The 14,947-nt window shown below is 53.0% G+C and carries 15 protein-coding genes and 2 pseudogenes; 7 read left to right on the forward strand and 10 right to left on the reverse strand.

Annotated elements, in window-relative coordinates; genetic code table 11:
• Positions 1 to 47: 47 nt before the first annotated feature.
• Positions 48 to 739, forward strand: a pseudogene (locus IE105_RS15695) (IS6 family transposase).
• A gap of 90 nt (positions 740 to 829) precedes the next feature.
• On the opposite strand, the gene merA reads toward IE105_RS15695, so the two are convergent.
• The 4 genes from merA to IE105_RS11360 are packed head-to-tail and all read right to left on the reverse strand — an operon-like array spanning position 830 to position 3,201.
• The gene (gene merA, locus IE105_RS11345; RefSeq protein ID WP_189498549.1) at positions 830 to 2,251 is read right to left on the reverse strand and encodes a mercury(II) reductase; all 1,422 of its coding nucleotides are present in this window, start codon (positions 2,249 to 2,251) and stop codon (positions 830 to 832) included.
• Position 2,252: 1 nt separating this feature from the next.
• Entirely contained in the window at positions 2,253 to 2,483 is a 231-nt protein-coding gene (gene merF, locus IE105_RS11350; protein WP_189498551.1) for a mercury resistance system transport protein MerF, read from the reverse strand.
• A gap of 1 nt (position 2,484) precedes the next feature.
• Entirely contained in the window at positions 2,485 to 2,817 is a 333-nt protein-coding gene (locus IE105_RS15425; RefSeq protein WP_233354124.1) for a heavy-metal-associated domain-containing protein, read from the reverse strand.
• A 12-nt stretch (positions 2,818 to 2,829) separates the two neighbouring features.
• Positions 2,830 to 3,201, reverse strand: coding sequence for a mercuric transporter MerT family protein (locus IE105_RS11360; RefSeq protein WP_189498554.1), 372 nt, complete (start codon positions 3,199 to 3,201; stop codon positions 2,830 to 2,832).
• 39 nt (positions 3,202 to 3,240) lie between these two features.
• Here IE105_RS11360 and IE105_RS15700 point away from each other — a divergent pair, with 39 nt between their 5' ends.
• Both IE105_RS15700 and IE105_RS15705 read left to right on the forward strand, forming a co-directional pair.
• Positions 3,241 to 3,633 carry a MerR family transcriptional regulator gene (locus IE105_RS15700; RefSeq protein WP_189498555.1) on the forward strand — a complete coding sequence of 131 codons (393 nt, stop codon included), beginning with the start codon at positions 3,241 to 3,243 and terminating at the stop codon, positions 3,631 to 3,633.
• Positions 3,634 to 3,725: 92 nt separating this feature from the next.
• A pseudogene (locus IE105_RS15705) lies at positions 3,726 to 3,815 on the forward strand (IS6 family transposase); the annotation flags it as partial.
• A gap of 489 nt (positions 3,816 to 4,304) precedes the next feature.
• On the opposite strand, the gene IE105_RS11375 reads toward IE105_RS15705, so the two are convergent.
• Positions 4,305 to 5,423 carry a DegT/DnrJ/EryC1/StrS family aminotransferase gene (locus IE105_RS11375; protein WP_189498557.1) on the reverse strand — a complete coding sequence of 373 codons (1,119 nt, stop codon included), beginning with the start codon at positions 5,421 to 5,423 and terminating at the stop codon, positions 4,305 to 4,307.
• A gap of 189 nt (positions 5,424 to 5,612) precedes the next feature.
• Positions 5,613 to 6,620: an NAD-dependent epimerase/dehydratase family protein gene (locus IE105_RS11380; RefSeq protein ID WP_189498559.1), complete on the reverse strand. Its 1,008-nt coding sequence runs from the start codon at positions 6,618 to 6,620 to the stop codon at positions 5,613 to 5,615.
• A gap of 159 nt (positions 6,621 to 6,779) precedes the next feature.
• Between IE105_RS11380 and glmS the strand changes: the two genes are divergently transcribed.
• Positions 6,780 to 8,594 (forward strand): glutamine--fructose-6-phosphate transaminase (isomerizing), encoded by a 1,815-nt coding sequence (glmS, locus tag IE105_RS11385; RefSeq protein WP_189498561.1) that lies wholly within the window; start codon positions 6,780 to 6,782, stop codon positions 8,592 to 8,594.
• Positions 8,595 to 8,599: 5 nt separating this feature from the next.
• On the forward strand, positions 8,600 to 9,445 hold the full coding sequence (rfbD, locus tag IE105_RS11390) for a dTDP-4-dehydrorhamnose reductase (protein ID WP_189498563.1): 846 nt from the start codon (positions 8,600 to 8,602) through the stop codon (positions 9,443 to 9,445).
• Here rfbD and rfbC read toward each other — a convergent pair.
• From rfbC to IE105_RS11410, 4 genes are all read right to left on the reverse strand, one after another.
• Positions 9,429 to 9,977 carry a dTDP-4-dehydrorhamnose 3,5-epimerase gene (gene rfbC / locus IE105_RS11395; RefSeq protein WP_189498564.1) on the reverse strand — a complete coding sequence of 183 codons (549 nt, stop codon included), beginning with the start codon at positions 9,975 to 9,977 and terminating at the stop codon, positions 9,429 to 9,431. The two genes, rfbD and rfbC, sit on opposite strands and share 17 nt — an antisense overlap.
• A 2-nt stretch (positions 9,978 to 9,979) precedes the next feature.
• Entirely contained in the window at positions 9,980 to 10,321 is a 342-nt protein-coding gene (locus IE105_RS11400; RefSeq protein ID WP_189498566.1) for a DUF2794 domain-containing protein, read from the reverse strand.
• Positions 10,322 to 10,587: 266 nt separating this feature from the next.
• Positions 10,588 to 11,265 carry a DUF1223 domain-containing protein gene (locus IE105_RS11405; RefSeq protein ID WP_189498568.1) on the reverse strand — a complete coding sequence of 226 codons (678 nt, stop codon included), beginning with the start codon at positions 11,263 to 11,265 and terminating at the stop codon, positions 10,588 to 10,590.
• Positions 11,266 to 11,347: 82 nt separating this feature from the next.
• On the reverse strand, positions 11,348 to 12,433 hold the full coding sequence (locus tag IE105_RS11410; RefSeq protein ID WP_189498570.1) for an AI-2E family transporter: 1,086 nt from the start codon (positions 12,431 to 12,433) through the stop codon (positions 11,348 to 11,350).
• Between the two features lie 79 nt (positions 12,434 to 12,512).
• Here IE105_RS11410 and IE105_RS11415 point away from each other — a divergent pair, with 79 nt between their 5' ends.
• Both IE105_RS11415 and IE105_RS11420 read left to right on the forward strand, forming a co-directional pair.
• Entirely contained in the window at positions 12,513 to 14,024 is a 1,512-nt protein-coding gene (locus tag IE105_RS11415) for a helicase HerA-like domain-containing protein (protein WP_189498572.1), read from the forward strand.
• A 34-nt stretch (positions 14,025 to 14,058) separates the two neighbouring features.
• Positions 14,059 to 14,796 carry a glutamate--tRNA ligase family protein gene (locus IE105_RS11420; protein WP_233354126.1) on the forward strand — a complete coding sequence of 246 codons (738 nt, stop codon included), beginning with the start codon at positions 14,059 to 14,061 and terminating at the stop codon, positions 14,794 to 14,796.
• Positions 14,797 to 14,947: the final 151 nt, after the last annotated feature.

Below are 14,947 nucleotides of genomic sequence, written 5' to 3' on the forward strand. Positions count from 1 at the left end.
CATTGTCAGTGAAATCTGAGCTTGAAGCGATGCGCTAGGGTCACTCCATGACCCAAAACCCGTTTCGATATTTCAAAACATCTCGCGAAGTTATCAAACTCGCCGTGATGATGAATGTTCGCTTCGCAATGTCGAAGACCTGCTGCATGAACGTGGGGTCGACGTCTGCCATGAGAGTATCCGTCTCTGGGTCGACCGGTTCGGTCCAGTCTTCGCGAAGCGGATACGTGCAAAACGTTCGTTTTATCTAAGCGAACATCTGCAATGGAAATGACTCCTCGATGCGGTCTTTGTAAAGATCAATGGCCTCAAGCATTAACTATGGCGGGCCGTCGATCACGAAGGGGAGATCCTGAAGTGCTATGTCACCAAGAAACGCGATAAACTGGCGGCGCATCGGTTCTGGAAGAAGGCGATGAAACGGTACGGACGACCCCGAATAGTCGTCACAGACAAGCTCAGATCCTACGGCGCTGCCATGCGCGATATCGGCAATCAAGAACGTCAAAACACCGAACAGTATGAGCGCAATCGAGCGGAGAATTCCCATCGACCATTCAGACGACAAGAACATGCCATGACGCGCTTTTGGAAAATCTCGACGCTTCAGAAATTCGTCTCAAATCAGGCCGCAGTCTACAATCACTTCAACCATCAAAGGCATCTCGAAAGCCGGACTCGTTTCAAAGCCATGCGTGATGCGTCAATCATTGAATGGCGGGGGTTGATCGCAGTTTAGGCGTAGTCCCAATTGTTAGAAATTTGACCCTCGCCGTTTAAGCTGACAACACCCTATCGACCACTATCCTATGTATAATCTTGAATCCCCTTAGCCTGCACAGCACGAAAGTTTCGATACATCTTTGTCGAATGTTTGCGCCGCTAGTTTCAACCCTTCGACCGTTGTCAGATAGGGAAAGATCATCTCGCCAAGTTCAGTGAATGTCATACCGATCTTGATCGCCAATGCCGTCGTTTGAATTGTATCTGCGCCTTCGGGCGCAAGAATATGTGCACCGACCAATCGATTGTCTTTGCCATCCGCAATGAGCTTAATTAGCCCGCGCGTGTCACGAGCGGCCAACGCTCGCGGAACGTGTTTGAGATCAAGCGTTGACGTTTTAACATCAATGCCCTGCGAGCGAGCTTGCGCTTCTGTCAGACCGACTGTTGCGTAATTCGGGTCGGTGAAGACGACCGCAGGCATGACGTGATTACTGTAATGCAGGTGATTGCCGTTCAAGGCATTTTGTGCCGCGAGTTTGGCACCATAAGCCGCCATATAGACATATTCATCTCGGCCTGTGACATCGCCTGCCGCATAGATTCCAGCAACATTCGTCTGCAGAAAATCATCAACAATGATGCCGCCGTTTTTTGCGAGCTTAACACCTATTTCCTCAAGGCCGAAGCCAGCGGTATTGGCTTTGCGCCCCGTCGCGACCAATACCCGCTCTGCCCTTAAATCGTGCGTTTCACCCTCATATTGATAACGAAGGCAAATTTCCCCGTCGTCCTCTATCGATTCATAAACTGAGCCACAGTGGACGTCGATGCCTTCATCTCTCAGATAATCCGTGAGCGCTTCGCTGATTTCAGGTTCAGCGCCGTCGAGGACATTAGACCGACATAGCAATGTCACTTTTGTCCCCATGCGAGAGAACATCTGCCCCAACTCACAGCCAATCACCCCCGCACCGATAACGATCATAGATTTGGGCAATGTAGTGAGATCAAGCGCACTCGTACTATCAAGATAGGGCACGCTCAAAATACCATTAATTGGCGGAATAAATGAATGTGATCCTGTCGTAATAATGATCTTGTCAGATTTGTATTGCTGTCCACCAACGTCAACACCGTTTTGGACAAGCCTTGCCATGCCTTCAATGTATGAGATGGTCTCATATTGAGGGAGGAGATCCGCATACTTCGCTTGTCGTAACTCTAAGACGAGTTCGTTTTTATGGTCTATGACATCCTTCCACCTGTCGAGTTTTGCCTCACCGCTGATACCGTTGAACCGTTGAGCCACAGCTCTCGCCTGCATAGCTTCGGCGGCGCGAATCATGGTTTTGGACGGGACGCAACCAACATTGACGCAAGTGCCCCCGATGGTGCCACCGCCTATAATCGCGACATGTTTACCTTGTTCGGCAGCCGTGATTGCAGCAGAAAACCCCGCCGAACCAGGCCCGACAACGATGAGATCAAACACGTTTTTTGCGCGAACGGTATCGTTCTTAGTCATGCTATTCCCTTCTTGAATTATTATTTTTAGTGGGGTTTTGACGACGCCAGACTGCGTAAACTGTAAGCAGAACAAAAACGATCAGTGTCGGCAATAACACATAGTCCAAATACCCAGTGAGAGCCGATAACCCCACAAAGCTCAAGAGAATGACGAGAATGGGTGTAAAGCAGCACAATGCGGCAATGATTGTGCCAACGATACTGACGCCCAACAAAGAGCGTAACTTCACCTTAATTTTTCACTTCACTGGCCGGATAGCCAACGCCTGTAGAGGCCGCAGCAATTTGAGTCGCAGATGTCTTTTGCGGATCGTAAACAACGGTTGCTATTTTGCTGCCAAAATCGATGTCCACGGCTTTAACCCCGTCAACACGTTTCATGGCTTTCTTCACGGAAATGGGGCATGTGGCGCAGGTCATGTTACCAATCGTGAAAGACGCTGTAATCTCAGTCGTAGCCGCCTCAGTTTGAGCGTAGGCGGAACTGAATGAGGGACAGCAAATCGCGAATGCGCCTGTCGCCAAGGTTGCGACGCCCGCCAGTATCAAAACAAATTTATTCATCGTCTTTCCTTTTTAGTAAAACAGTGGGGCCCAATAATCGATGGTCTGGGCTAGTATGATGGCGACCGTCGCCAACCATAATGCGATTTTCGTGTTTCGGGAGGATTGGGGTTTCGCACAGTGAGTTCCTGCCTCACACGGCTCCGCCTTTTTGAAATATACGTGCCAAAAGCCAGCCCCCAAGAACACAACGGCGATGCCGATGAATACGGGTTTATAGGGTTCCAATGCGGTTAAATTCCCGATCCATGCCCCGGAAACACCAAGGCTGATTAGAGCTAACGGCACGATACAGCACGATGACGCTAAAATAGCACCTATCACACCACCGGTCGCTAAAAGGCCGCCTCGATTTTGGTTTTCAGCTTTCATAAGATAAGGCATAACCCCTATAGTAACTATAGATACAAGGGAAAAAATGTCATGTTCACAATTGGAGATTTGAGCGCAAAAACGGGGGTGAAGATTGAGACCGTTCGCTATTTTGAGAACATTGGACTTATGCCTGAACCAGAACGCAAACCAAGTGGGCACCGTATCTATGACACATCCCAACTCCGAAGGCTTACCTTCATAAGTCGCTGCAGAGACCTTGGTTTTTCTCAAGACGATATTCGCAGCCTTCTTGGTGTCGAAGACAATACCCCCTCCTGCGATGAGATACTTCTAGTTACGACTCATCACCGAAAGGCCATCAAAGCTAAAATTTCTGATCTACGTAAACTGGAACGACGGTTGGCAGACATTTCTTCAATGTGCATGAGCAACGATACGCCTGATTGCCCGATCATAGAATCATTGTCGGAGATTTCTTAAAAAAGAATTCTATTGACCGAACCTGTGGCGGAACACTCATCAAGCTAATGTTAGGGGAAGTTGCGTTTGAACCTATGTGCTAGGGTCAGTCCATGACCTACAGCCCGTTTCGCTACTTTAAAACGTCTCGCGAAGTGATCCAACTCGCCCTCATGATGTATGTTGGCTTCCCGCTCTCGCTGTCCGTCGTCATATAAAACGGCACAGATTTCGGCCCCTGCCAAGAGAGACTCTGCCTACCTTGTTGGTTGATATTTGGCGACGGCTTTCAGTAATATCCTAAGGGATTTGCTGCACGGCAGAAGCGTCGAACCCGTGTCTTAACGTCTCTGAAAACTCACCCAACTCCGATTTTATTGCAAGCGATAGCCTGTTTTCGACGTTACGTTTGCCTGTTCTGCTAATCTTTCTCCCTGCCACCCCCGCACAACTTCCCTATTAATTTGAAGCAGGGAATCGCGGAGTTTCTGTTGTGAAATCAGTGACCTGTTTGGCTGAAATCGCGAATTCACGCGTCATTCCGGCCAATTTCTCGAGTTTTCCCTGTAAAGCAGGGAATTTGGGCTTGAGACGAACTATCGCCGGACTGCGTCCACTACGGTTCGTCTCTTTCATACCAAAACTCAATGGGTTCGCTCTCGCGAAAGCCCTCATCGCAGCCCTTTTAGCGTCTAGGCCAACGCGGCTTTGGCGGCATCGATCACCTTCATCTGATCCTCTTCTGAGAGGTAGGCGTGCATCGGCAAGCTGATGACGTGATCAATACACGCCATAGTATTGGGCAAGCCGTTCCCGGCGACGGGGAAATGCGCGTAAGCGGACTGCATGTGAACAGGCTTTGGATAGTAACGGGCGGTCGGAATACCGGCGGCCTGTAGGCTTGCCGCGAAAGCGACGGGATCCGGCACTTCAATTGTATATTGCGCCCACGTCGACACCACGCCGTCCATCACCGCTGGCACACGCTCCGCTCGGCCTGACAAAGCGGACGAGTAAATATCCGCCACCTTGTTACGTTGTTCGATTTCATCCGCAAAAACGGCGAGCTTTGGCAATAGAATCGCGGCTTGAATGGTATCCAGACGGGAGTTCATGCCGATACGTGCATGATCAAATGCCTCGGTCCCTTTGCCGTGAAACCGTAAGCTATTGAGGGCCTCGGTCAGATCTTCATCATTCGTCGTCACAGCCCCGCCATCCCCATAACAACCCAAGGGTTTAGCTGGAAAGAAACTGGTGGTTTGAACGTCTGACCACGCCAAAGGGTGTTGACCATTCAGGGTCGAGCCGAAACCTTGTGCCGAGTCAGAAATAAGTTTCAGTCCGTTTTCGCGCACGACCGGTGCAATGGCTTCGTAATCGGCGCATTGACCAAACAGATCGACGGTCATGACTGCGCGCGGGACCAGTTCACCCTTGGATTTCACGTCCACAATCGCCTGCTTCAAACTGCGCGCACACATATTATAGGTGTCACGATCAATATCGATGAAGATCGGCGTGGCCCCCATCAGCGCAATAATTTCCGCGGTCGCACAATAGGTAAAGGACGGGCAAAATACCGCATCGCCCGGCCCAATACCCCACGCCAACATGGGCAGCCCGAGCGCGTCTGTTCCATTGGCGCAAGAAATCGCGAATTTTGAGTCACCAAATGCGGCTAATTTAGCTTCGAATTCCGTGACTTGGGGACCCAGAATATATCGACCGTGCGCCAGAACGTCAGCAATGCCCGCGTCAATTTCGGCTTTAAGCCGGGCTTGCTGCGCGTGAAGATCAATGAACTGCATGGGTCGTATCTCTTGGTTTTGGTCGGCTCGAATACGAACGAATAGCGAGATCGAATTCGAGCCTGTCTTGGACTCAATGAACGGTGACGCTCATTTTTTCGCACAAATAAGTGTCGCGCACCTTAACCCAGACAGAAAGCGATTAAAGCAACCGAACCCGGTAACTTTCGGTGACATTATCATGCCGGACTATCGCCCAACCGCATAATAATCGCGGTACCAATCAACAAACGCCTGCACCCCGTCGCGCACCGATGTCGACGGCCGGAACCCTGTTAAAGATTGGAGCAAATCCGAGTCCGCAAAAGTCTTTGAGACGTCCCCCGGCTGCATCGGAAGCATCTCTTTTTGCGCCGTGACGCCGACGGCTCGCTCAATCTCAGCAATGAAATCCATCAAGGGAACCGGGTTTGCATTGCCGATATTCACCAGTCGATAGGGCGCAACCGGAGACAGAGAATCCGTTTTCGACACAGGCTGCCCCGTGACAGGCGGGACATCCAGCAGCAGCTCAATGGAGCGGGTCAGATCGTCGACATAGGTAAAGTCCCGCGCCATTTTTCCTTCGTTGAAGACCTTAATCGGACGGCCTTCAAACATCGCCTTCGTGAACAAGAAAAACGCCATGTCCGGACGGCCCCACGGACCATAGACGGTAAAAAATCGGAGCACTGTGGTTGGAATATTATGCAAATGACTGTGACTATGCGCAATCAATTCAGAGGCTTGCTTGGTCGCCGCATAAATCGTCAGGGGGAAGCTCGCCTTATCCGTTTCGACAAACGGGTAACGGTCGTTGGCGCCGTAGGCTGAGCTTGTCGATGCCAAAACTAAATGTTTGACGCTATATTCCCGACACAACTCCGTGACATTAAAACTGCCAATGACGTTCGTCTCAACATAGGCGCGGGGGTTTTCAAGCGAGTAGCGAACCCCGGCCTGCGCAGCGAGATGCACAACAAAGTCGGGGTGAGCCTCGGCAAATATTTTTGAGAGGACTTCGAAATCTTCCAGACAGGTTTTATGCTGGGTAAACTGCTCAAACTGGGCCAGCCGCGCGAGACGGTCATGTTTGAGTGACACGTCATAATAAGGCGTGATCGAGTCGATCCCAACAACCTCATGCCCCGCCTGCAAAAGCCGCATAGCAAGGTTTTGCCCGATAAAACCTGCTGTTCCTGTGATCAGAACCTTCATGAGCGGGCGAGTGGGTCGCGAAACCAACCCTGTCAAGCATGCCGTTAACGGGAACGCATCCTATTAGCGGTAAACAACAAGAATAATCAATTTGTCGCCTCTTGTTCGGACTGTTAGTTCGCCGACACAAGCGCGTAACCAGACGGACTCAATAGAACAATGTGCGGAATCGTCGGAATAATTGGATATAAACCCGTCTCTGACCGTTTAGTGACGGGGCTTAGACGGCTGGAATACCGCGGCTATGACAGTGCAGGCATTGCTGTTCTGGATGGTCAAACGATCCTCCGCCGTCGGGCCAAAGGTAAAATCGCTAATTTGCACGACAAGCTGATTAGTGACCCAATTGATGGGCATTCTGGCATTGCTCACACACGCTGGGCGACGCACGGCGCCCCGACTGAAGACAATGCACATCCCCATCAGGCGGGCCGGGTCGCGGTCGTCCACAACGGTATTATCGAAAATTATGCCGAAATTCGTGATGCGCTCGCCCACCGCAAGTTTGAATCCGAAACCGATACAGAAGTCGCGGCGCATTTGATCGACGAAGCCCTCGTCAATGGCGCGACGCCACGCGACGCCGTGGCCAGCGCCTTAGCGCAATTCCGTGGCGCCTATGCGCTTGGCATCCTGATCGAAGGCGCGGAAGACGAAATTTTCTGCGCCCGTCATGGCTCTCCTCTCGCCATCGGTGTGGGCGACGGCGAAATGTATTTGGGGTCTGACGCGATGGCGCTGGCTCCCTTGACCAACAAGCTCATCTATCTCGAAGAGGGCGATTGGGCGGTCCTCCGTAAGACCTCCGTTGAAATTTTCGACAAGGACGACACCCCCGTCGAACGCCCGGTCACCGTCGTCGCCTTTACCGATGAAATCGCAGATAAGGGACAATATCCGCATTATATGCTCAAAGAAATTCACGAGCAGCCGGAAACATTGTCACGGACATTGTCGCACTATCTTGATCCAATTGAAATGCGTGTCGATATGCCTGACGGGCTCGACTTTGCGGCTATTGACCGGGTCATCATCGTCGCCTGTGGCACGGCCTATTATGCCGGCATGGTCGCTAAATATATGTTTGAGCAGATCGCAGGCCTCGCCGTCGACATCGATATCGCGTCCGAATTCCGCTACCGTGATCCCGTCTTGAGTCCTAAAAGCCTGATGATCGTCGTGTCTCAATCGGGCGAAACGGCGGATACACTGGCAGCGCTACGGTATGCCAAATCATTCAACCTGAAAACGGCCGCGCTCGTTAATGTCATGACATCAACCATGGCGCGTGAAGCCGATATCGCCTTGCCTATCAAAGCCGGACCGGAAATCGGCGTCGCGTCGACAAAAGCGTTTACCTCTCAAACCTGCGCGCTCGCAACGCTTGCCGTTGGCGCGGCCTTCGCACGGGGTCACATCGATGCGGACACGGCGGCGGCGCATTGCCGTGATCTCGCGACTTTACCGCAACGGGTCGTGGAAGCCCTGTTGTGCAGCGATGATATTGCCCAGGTCGCGGCGACCCTCATTGACGCCAAGTCGATCTTTTTCTTGGGTCGCGGGCCGATGGTCCCAATCGCCTTAGAAGGCGCGCTCAAGCTGAAAGAAATCTCTTATATTCACGCCGAAGGTTATGCTGCGGGCGAACTTAAACACGGTCCCATCGCGTTGATCGAAACGGGCACGCCTGTGATAATCATCGCGCCGGATGATGCGCTGTTTGAGAAAACTGTCTCGAATTTACAAGAAGTGGCCGCGCGCGGCGCGCGGATTATATTGCTGACCGACGCGAAAGGGGCCGATGCCGCCAAGGGTTTATCTAAAACCATTGTGACCCTCCCCACCGCGACGCCGCTCTGTGCGCCGATCATTCAAGCAATTGGGCAACAACTCCTCGCCTATCACACCGCTGTCACGTTAGGCACAGATGTAGACCAGCCGCGCAACTTAGCTAAATCCGTCACGGTCGAGTAAGCCAGATGGGCGCGCCGCTCCTCGTCTTCGGTCAAACCGGACAACTGGCGCGTGCTCTGGCACGGCTGGTAGATGACGCCATCACAATCCCGCGCGCAACGTTTGATCTGGCCGCTGACCCCGCTGAATGCCGCCAGACTTTGAACCTGTTGATAGACCGATACAGACCCCGCGGCGTGATTAATGCCGCAGCCTATACGCACGTTGACCGCGCAGAGAGCGAACGCGCCCTCGCCTTTCGGATCAATGCAGAAACGCCCGCTCTTATCGCGCAGACCTGCGCGAGAGAGACGATTCCCTTTGTGCATATTTCGACCGACTATGTTTTTGATGGAGATCAAACCCGCCCATGGCGTGAGGATGATCCAACTAAACCGATGAATGTTTATGGGCAAAGCAAACTCGCCGGGGAATTAGGGGTGCAGGATGCGGGGGGACAGGCCACCATACTCCGCACGTCTTGGGTTTATGATTTATTCGGTCGGAATTTCGTGACAACCATGCTGCGCCTGGCCGAAGACACCTCACAATTGCGGGTTGTCGATGATCAAATCGGACGTCCGACACACGCCAATGTTCTGGCCATGTCAGCCCTCGCGGCGCTCGGACAGTCTGGTCTTTTCCACGTCTCAGGAACGGGCGACCCGGTCAGTTGGGCCGGATTTGCATCGGAGATTTTTCGATTTGCTAAGTGGGACATTCAGGTCACACCCGTCCCTTCGTCAGAATATCCCACGGCCGCAACGCGCCCGTCTTATTCCGTGCTCGACGTATCGAAGTTTGAACAAACGCTGGCACCTTTGCCAGATTGGCGAAAGACCTTGCGACAGGCCATCAATCAAAGGGGCTGACCCAATCTGAAAAGAGCGGCGCGACCCGGTCCTTATCCGAAATCTTTGGATCCGCGTCGAGATTCCAGTCAACACCCACACTGTCCCAATGCACAGACCCGTCACTATACGCGTCATAGGGCGCGGTCACTTTATAAGCGATTTGCACATTTTCAGTCAGCGTAACGAAACCGTGCAAAAAACCCGTAGGCACAAATAATTGCTGCGCATTCTCATCCGATAATTCAAGCGTGCTCGCTTGACCATAAGTCGACGATGACCGCCGAACATCGACGACCACGTCTAAGATTTTTCCCCCGACACATTGCACCAACTTATCCTGCGCAAAGGGCGGCGCTTGATAGTGCAGCCCGCGCAAAATGCCGCGCTCGGCAGACATGGACCGATTATCCTGAACAAACCGAACGGCACGACCGACCGCCGCGTCGAGTTTATCCTGACGATAACTCTCCATGAACCAGCCCCGCGCATCACCGTGACGCGCTGGCTCGCACAAGAACAAGCCATCCAAATCTAGCGGGGTTATTTTCATATTTATATGCTTCTGAATCGGGCGCGGTCAAAGACACGCAGAACGGACCCTAAATCGTGTCCGCGCTTAAGAATCAATCCTCCGGGTGCTACGATCGCAAACTGACCTTGGCGTTTCCGTAAGGCCGGAACTTTTTCAATGCGATACAAAGGGTGCTCGGACGCCTTCCGAAAAACAGAGAACACACAGCGGTCAGAGAGAAAATCTATGGCGTAATCTTTCCAGTCACCCTTGGAGACCATCTGGCCATAGACATTCAGAATCAGGGAAAGTTCATGACGGTCATAACTGACCTGAGACGGGGCTTTGTGCCCATTGCCAATCCGCACAACCTTGCTCATCATCACAGCCTTAACCCGGCTTAACCCGGTCTGGCAAAGACAAAGCCGGACAAAATGACAACAGCGGACAGTTTTATGGACCCTCTCTCGCCAATTGGTAAGGGTTGCCCCAATATTGTCTTATTTCAGCCACGCCGAAGACTTGATCAGACACGAAATAAAGCCTGTCGAGAGAGCGAATGCGGATTCGGTATGGATTTATCAGCCCCCCAGCCCCCCACGCTGAAACTATGTGAGCCCTCTCGGCAACCCCTTACCGTTACGTCTGATTAAGGCTCAAACCGCGCAGCACCGATAATTGCGGTCGTTGTGGCATCGTGGGCTAAAACAGCCAGGGCTGACTTCGGGTGCAGCCCACAGATCATTTGCCCCGTCCAATCGCGGTATGTCACATCCTTGACCACATTGGCGAGTGTCAGCGAGCGCCCCTTATTTTCACCGCGTTTAACGGCGACCGTCTGGGTTCCAGATTCGTAATCGATCAAGGCCAATTTTGCGCCTGCAGACATTTTTCCTTCGATACAAAGCTCACCGCTATGGCGCACAAGCGCAAGGCTCGCGGGCACAGATGTTTTTTCCAGATCGCTTTTTGTGAGACGCGGCGCATGCATTTGACCACCCACAACGAGCATCGGCGTATACACACCGGAGTCGAGCGCCGCATCATATTGACGTTGACGCGTCATAGACGCTGGATTGCCAAATGTATCCGTCCAGCCGAGGTAATCCCAATAGGTCACACCGTAAGACAAGGCTAAAACGTCCGGGTCTTCGTCGTTGAGACGAACGACAAACGCATTCGTCTTTGGGCAAGACGAACAGCCTTGCGAGGTGAACAACTCAACAACTGTGGTGGGCTGAGACAGGGTCTCCGCAAGTGCGGGCGTTGTCACGATCCCAATAAACGCGATAGACAGACAAGCAGTTTGGAAAGCAAAGGATCTCATGACCCTCTTGTAGAAGGCGAAATATGAACCTGCCAACAACGACTGCATCACTTTGCAGTGAGCCATAACGAACCGAAATCCATTAAAGTGATGGCGTGACCACTCGGTCCGGCTTGCCATCGCCGTCCATATCCGGGTCACCGTCAGCGGACAACATGATCGCGATCCATCGCGTGGTCGGAAACTGCGCCAGAATTATCATCAAGATGACAGTCATCGGCGCGGATAAGAACGCGCCCACGCCGCCCCATAGGGCGCCCCACACAGTCAGGCTTAGAACCACGACAAGTGCGCTCATGTTCATACTATCACCCATCATTTTCGGCTGCAGCGTATTAGATACGAGGAATTGTGCACCAAAGAGCACCCCGCCGAGAACCGCCACGGGAACTAAACTATCAAACTGCACAAGCCCGAACAAAACCGGCAGGGCCACGGCGGCAAAGCCGCCGACAATCGGGATGTAGTTTAGGATGAAGATCACCAAAGCCCAGAACAAGGCATTATCAAGCCCCAAGGCGACCATGGCGACATAGCTGATGACGGTCTGGATTAGGGAGACAAGCGTTTGCACCGAAATATAGCGCTCTATCGAATGACGAATCGTCGAACCAATTCTTATGGCGCGCGCGCGTTTAACCTGATCCGGGAACAGATTGTCCATCTTGCCCGGAAAACTCGCCTGCGCGACGAATAAGAAGACGACATAAATTGCAATCAACAGAAAGTCAGACACGACACCCTGTATTGTTTGAGCAAAGCCGCCAATCGCGCCTTGCAGACTTTCCAAAATACCAAAACGCTCATTGATCGATGAAAATGAGAGGTTTTCTTGGCCCGTGACAGTTCCGACCCAAGCGAACAATTCATTAATTCTCGCGGCATAATGCGGCGATTCGTCCACAACACTGCCGACCGTATCTGCGACAACGACAATCAGACCGCCGAGCGCCGCAACGGTGACGATCATCGCGACTGTTAAAGCAAACCAATAGGGAATTCGCGGCGACAAATCATCGATCCAACGCGCGAAGGCGTCAATCGCCAGCCAAAAGAAGATCGCCAGCGCAAAGGGCGCAATCAAGTCTCGGGTCACATAAAATGTCCAAAACAGCGCAATCGCGGCAAGAATGAGGAGAGAAGAGCGGATGGATGTATCTGACGTCATAGCCCTGTCCATATTGCATTCAGTCTGTGATCCTCATAACGGATTCTCAGTTTCTTGAAGAAACTTGGGAGAAACCCGCATGAGTCAGACGATTTTTATTGGTACAGATACGGACGGCGTGCGGCAAGAGCTGCGCCTCGACAAAGCCAATCGGCATGGATTGGTCGCGGGCGCGACAGGCACCGGCAAAACAGTCACGCTGCAAATTCTAACCGAAGGGTTCTCGGCCAACGGCATTCCCGTATTCGCGGCTGACGTCAAAGGGGACCTGTCGGGGATGTCGCAAGCCGGATCGGAAAGCCATAAGCTGCATGAAAAACTGATCAAACGCGCCACGAAGATCGGTTTGGAAGACTATCACTATCGTGCGTTTCCAACCATTTTTTGGGACCTCTATGGGCAGCAGGGCCATCCGGTTCGCACGACGATTTCGGAAATGGGGCCTGTCTTGTTGTCGCGCCTCATGGGGCTGACTGAAACGCAAGAAGGCATCATGACCATCGCGTTCGAATATGCCGACGACAACGGAATGTTACTGCTCGACCTCAAAGATATGAACAGCTTGCTCAATTTTCTGGCTGACAACCGGGCCGAAGTTAGCCGGGAATACGGCAATGTCACGGGTCAATCGGTCGCCGCGATCCGGCGCAATCTGCTCACGCTAGAACGCGCCGGTGCAGACGAGTTTTTCGGCGAACCTGCCTTAGAGTTGGAAGACTTCATGCGTGTTGATGAAAACGGCATGGGCGCGGTGAATATCCTCGCCGCGGATGAGCTCATCAATAGTCCGGCGCTTTATGCGACCTTTCTGCTGTGGCTCTTGTCAGAATTATTCGAAGAGCTTCCAGAAGTCGGCAACCCGGACAAACCGATTATGGTTTTCTTCTTCGACGAAGCGCACCTTTTGTTTGATGACGCGCCAAAGCCCTTGATCCAGAAAATCGAGCAAGTCGCACGCCTGATCCGCTCAAAAGGCGTCGGCGTTTATTTCGTCACACAAAACCCAATGGATATCCCGGACAGCGTCTTGGGCCAGTTGGGAAATCGTATTCAGCACGCACTTCGCGCCTACACACCGCGGGAGCAGCGCGCCGTTCGCGCCGCCGCGACATCATTTCGCGAAAATCCCGCCTTTGATACCGAAGAGGTCATCACCGATCTGGGTATTGGTGAAGCGCTCGTCAGCCTGCTCGATGAGCGCGGCGCGCCGACCGTCGTCGGACGCACCATGATCCGCCCCCCCGCCTCGCGACTTGGCCCGGCGACGTCGTCTGAGCGCAAAGCGGTGCAAGCCGACAGTCCCATTGGCGACAAATATGACACGGCCATTGACCGCGAAAGCGCCTATGAGCAGCTCGAAGGCAAAGCCGAAAAACGGGCCAAAGAAGAGGCGGCCGAAGCCAAGCGCCTTGAGCGCGAAAAAGTTGCCAAAGCGAAAGCCAAGCAAAAGCCGACAACCACGCGCCGACGCACGACCCGCAAGAAAGACAATGCTATCGTCAAAGAGATCAAGCGCGAGGGCCGCCTGATGATGCGCCGCGCCATGCGCAATGCGGTGCGCGGCGTTTTAGGCGGGATGATGCGGCGTTAATGCGTCCTATCGCCACGCAGATGACGTCTTGCTAATGCTAACCCGCTTTGCCCCATCGCCCACAGGTTATCTGCATTTGGGTCATGCCTATGCGGCGGTGCAGGCGTTTTCGCTTGGGCCATGCCTGCTTCGGATTGAGGATATCGACAATACGCGATCCCGGCCCGAATTAACGGACGCCATATATGAGGACTTAACCTGGCTCGGCTTTGACTGGCCAAAGCCTGTGCGCGTGCAGCGCGAGCATATCGCCGATTATCAAGGCGTGATTGACACGCTGGAAGCGCGTGGGCTGCTCTATGAAGACTATACCACCCGGTCCGGACGGGAGGACCGCAGCCTGCCGCCCGTAGTCAAACTCTCGACGGCGCGGGCGATGGCCGCCGTAGGAACGGATCGCTTATCCTTTCAAGAAGGCGACGCCATAATCCCCATCGACCTCACAACTCTGGAAGACAAAACGCTCGTCCGCCGCGATATCGGGACCAGCTATCATATAGCTGTCACCCATGATGACTGGCTGCAAGGCGTGACCGATGTCACTCGTGGCCGTGATTTATATGAAAAAACGGCGATCCATGTCTTGATCCAAACCCTCATGGGCTGGCCCGTGCCACGCTATCATCACCACGGCTTGGTGATGGAAAGCTCTGACAAGGACGCGGACAAGAAAATGAGTAAACGGTGGGGATCGCAGACCATTCGGTCACTGCGAGAGAGCGGCCTAACCCCGACAGACGTCCTTGCCCTCGCCCGCAACACGCAACGCTGACCTTGCAAATATGCAACCGGACAGCTCGATTGCGCACCCTTTTTGCCCTGATGAGGCTACCCCTCTAAAATTTAATGCAAAAGCGAGGTCTTTTTTAGGGTTGGAACCGTGGACCCGGTGCAGACGAGAGGTTATGGCGAACACTAACGTG

Origin of the sequence: Algimonas arctica (assembly GCF_014652695.1) — a bacterium.
GTDB lineage: Bacteria > Pseudomonadota > Alphaproteobacteria > Caulobacterales > Maricaulaceae > Litorimonas > Litorimonas arctica.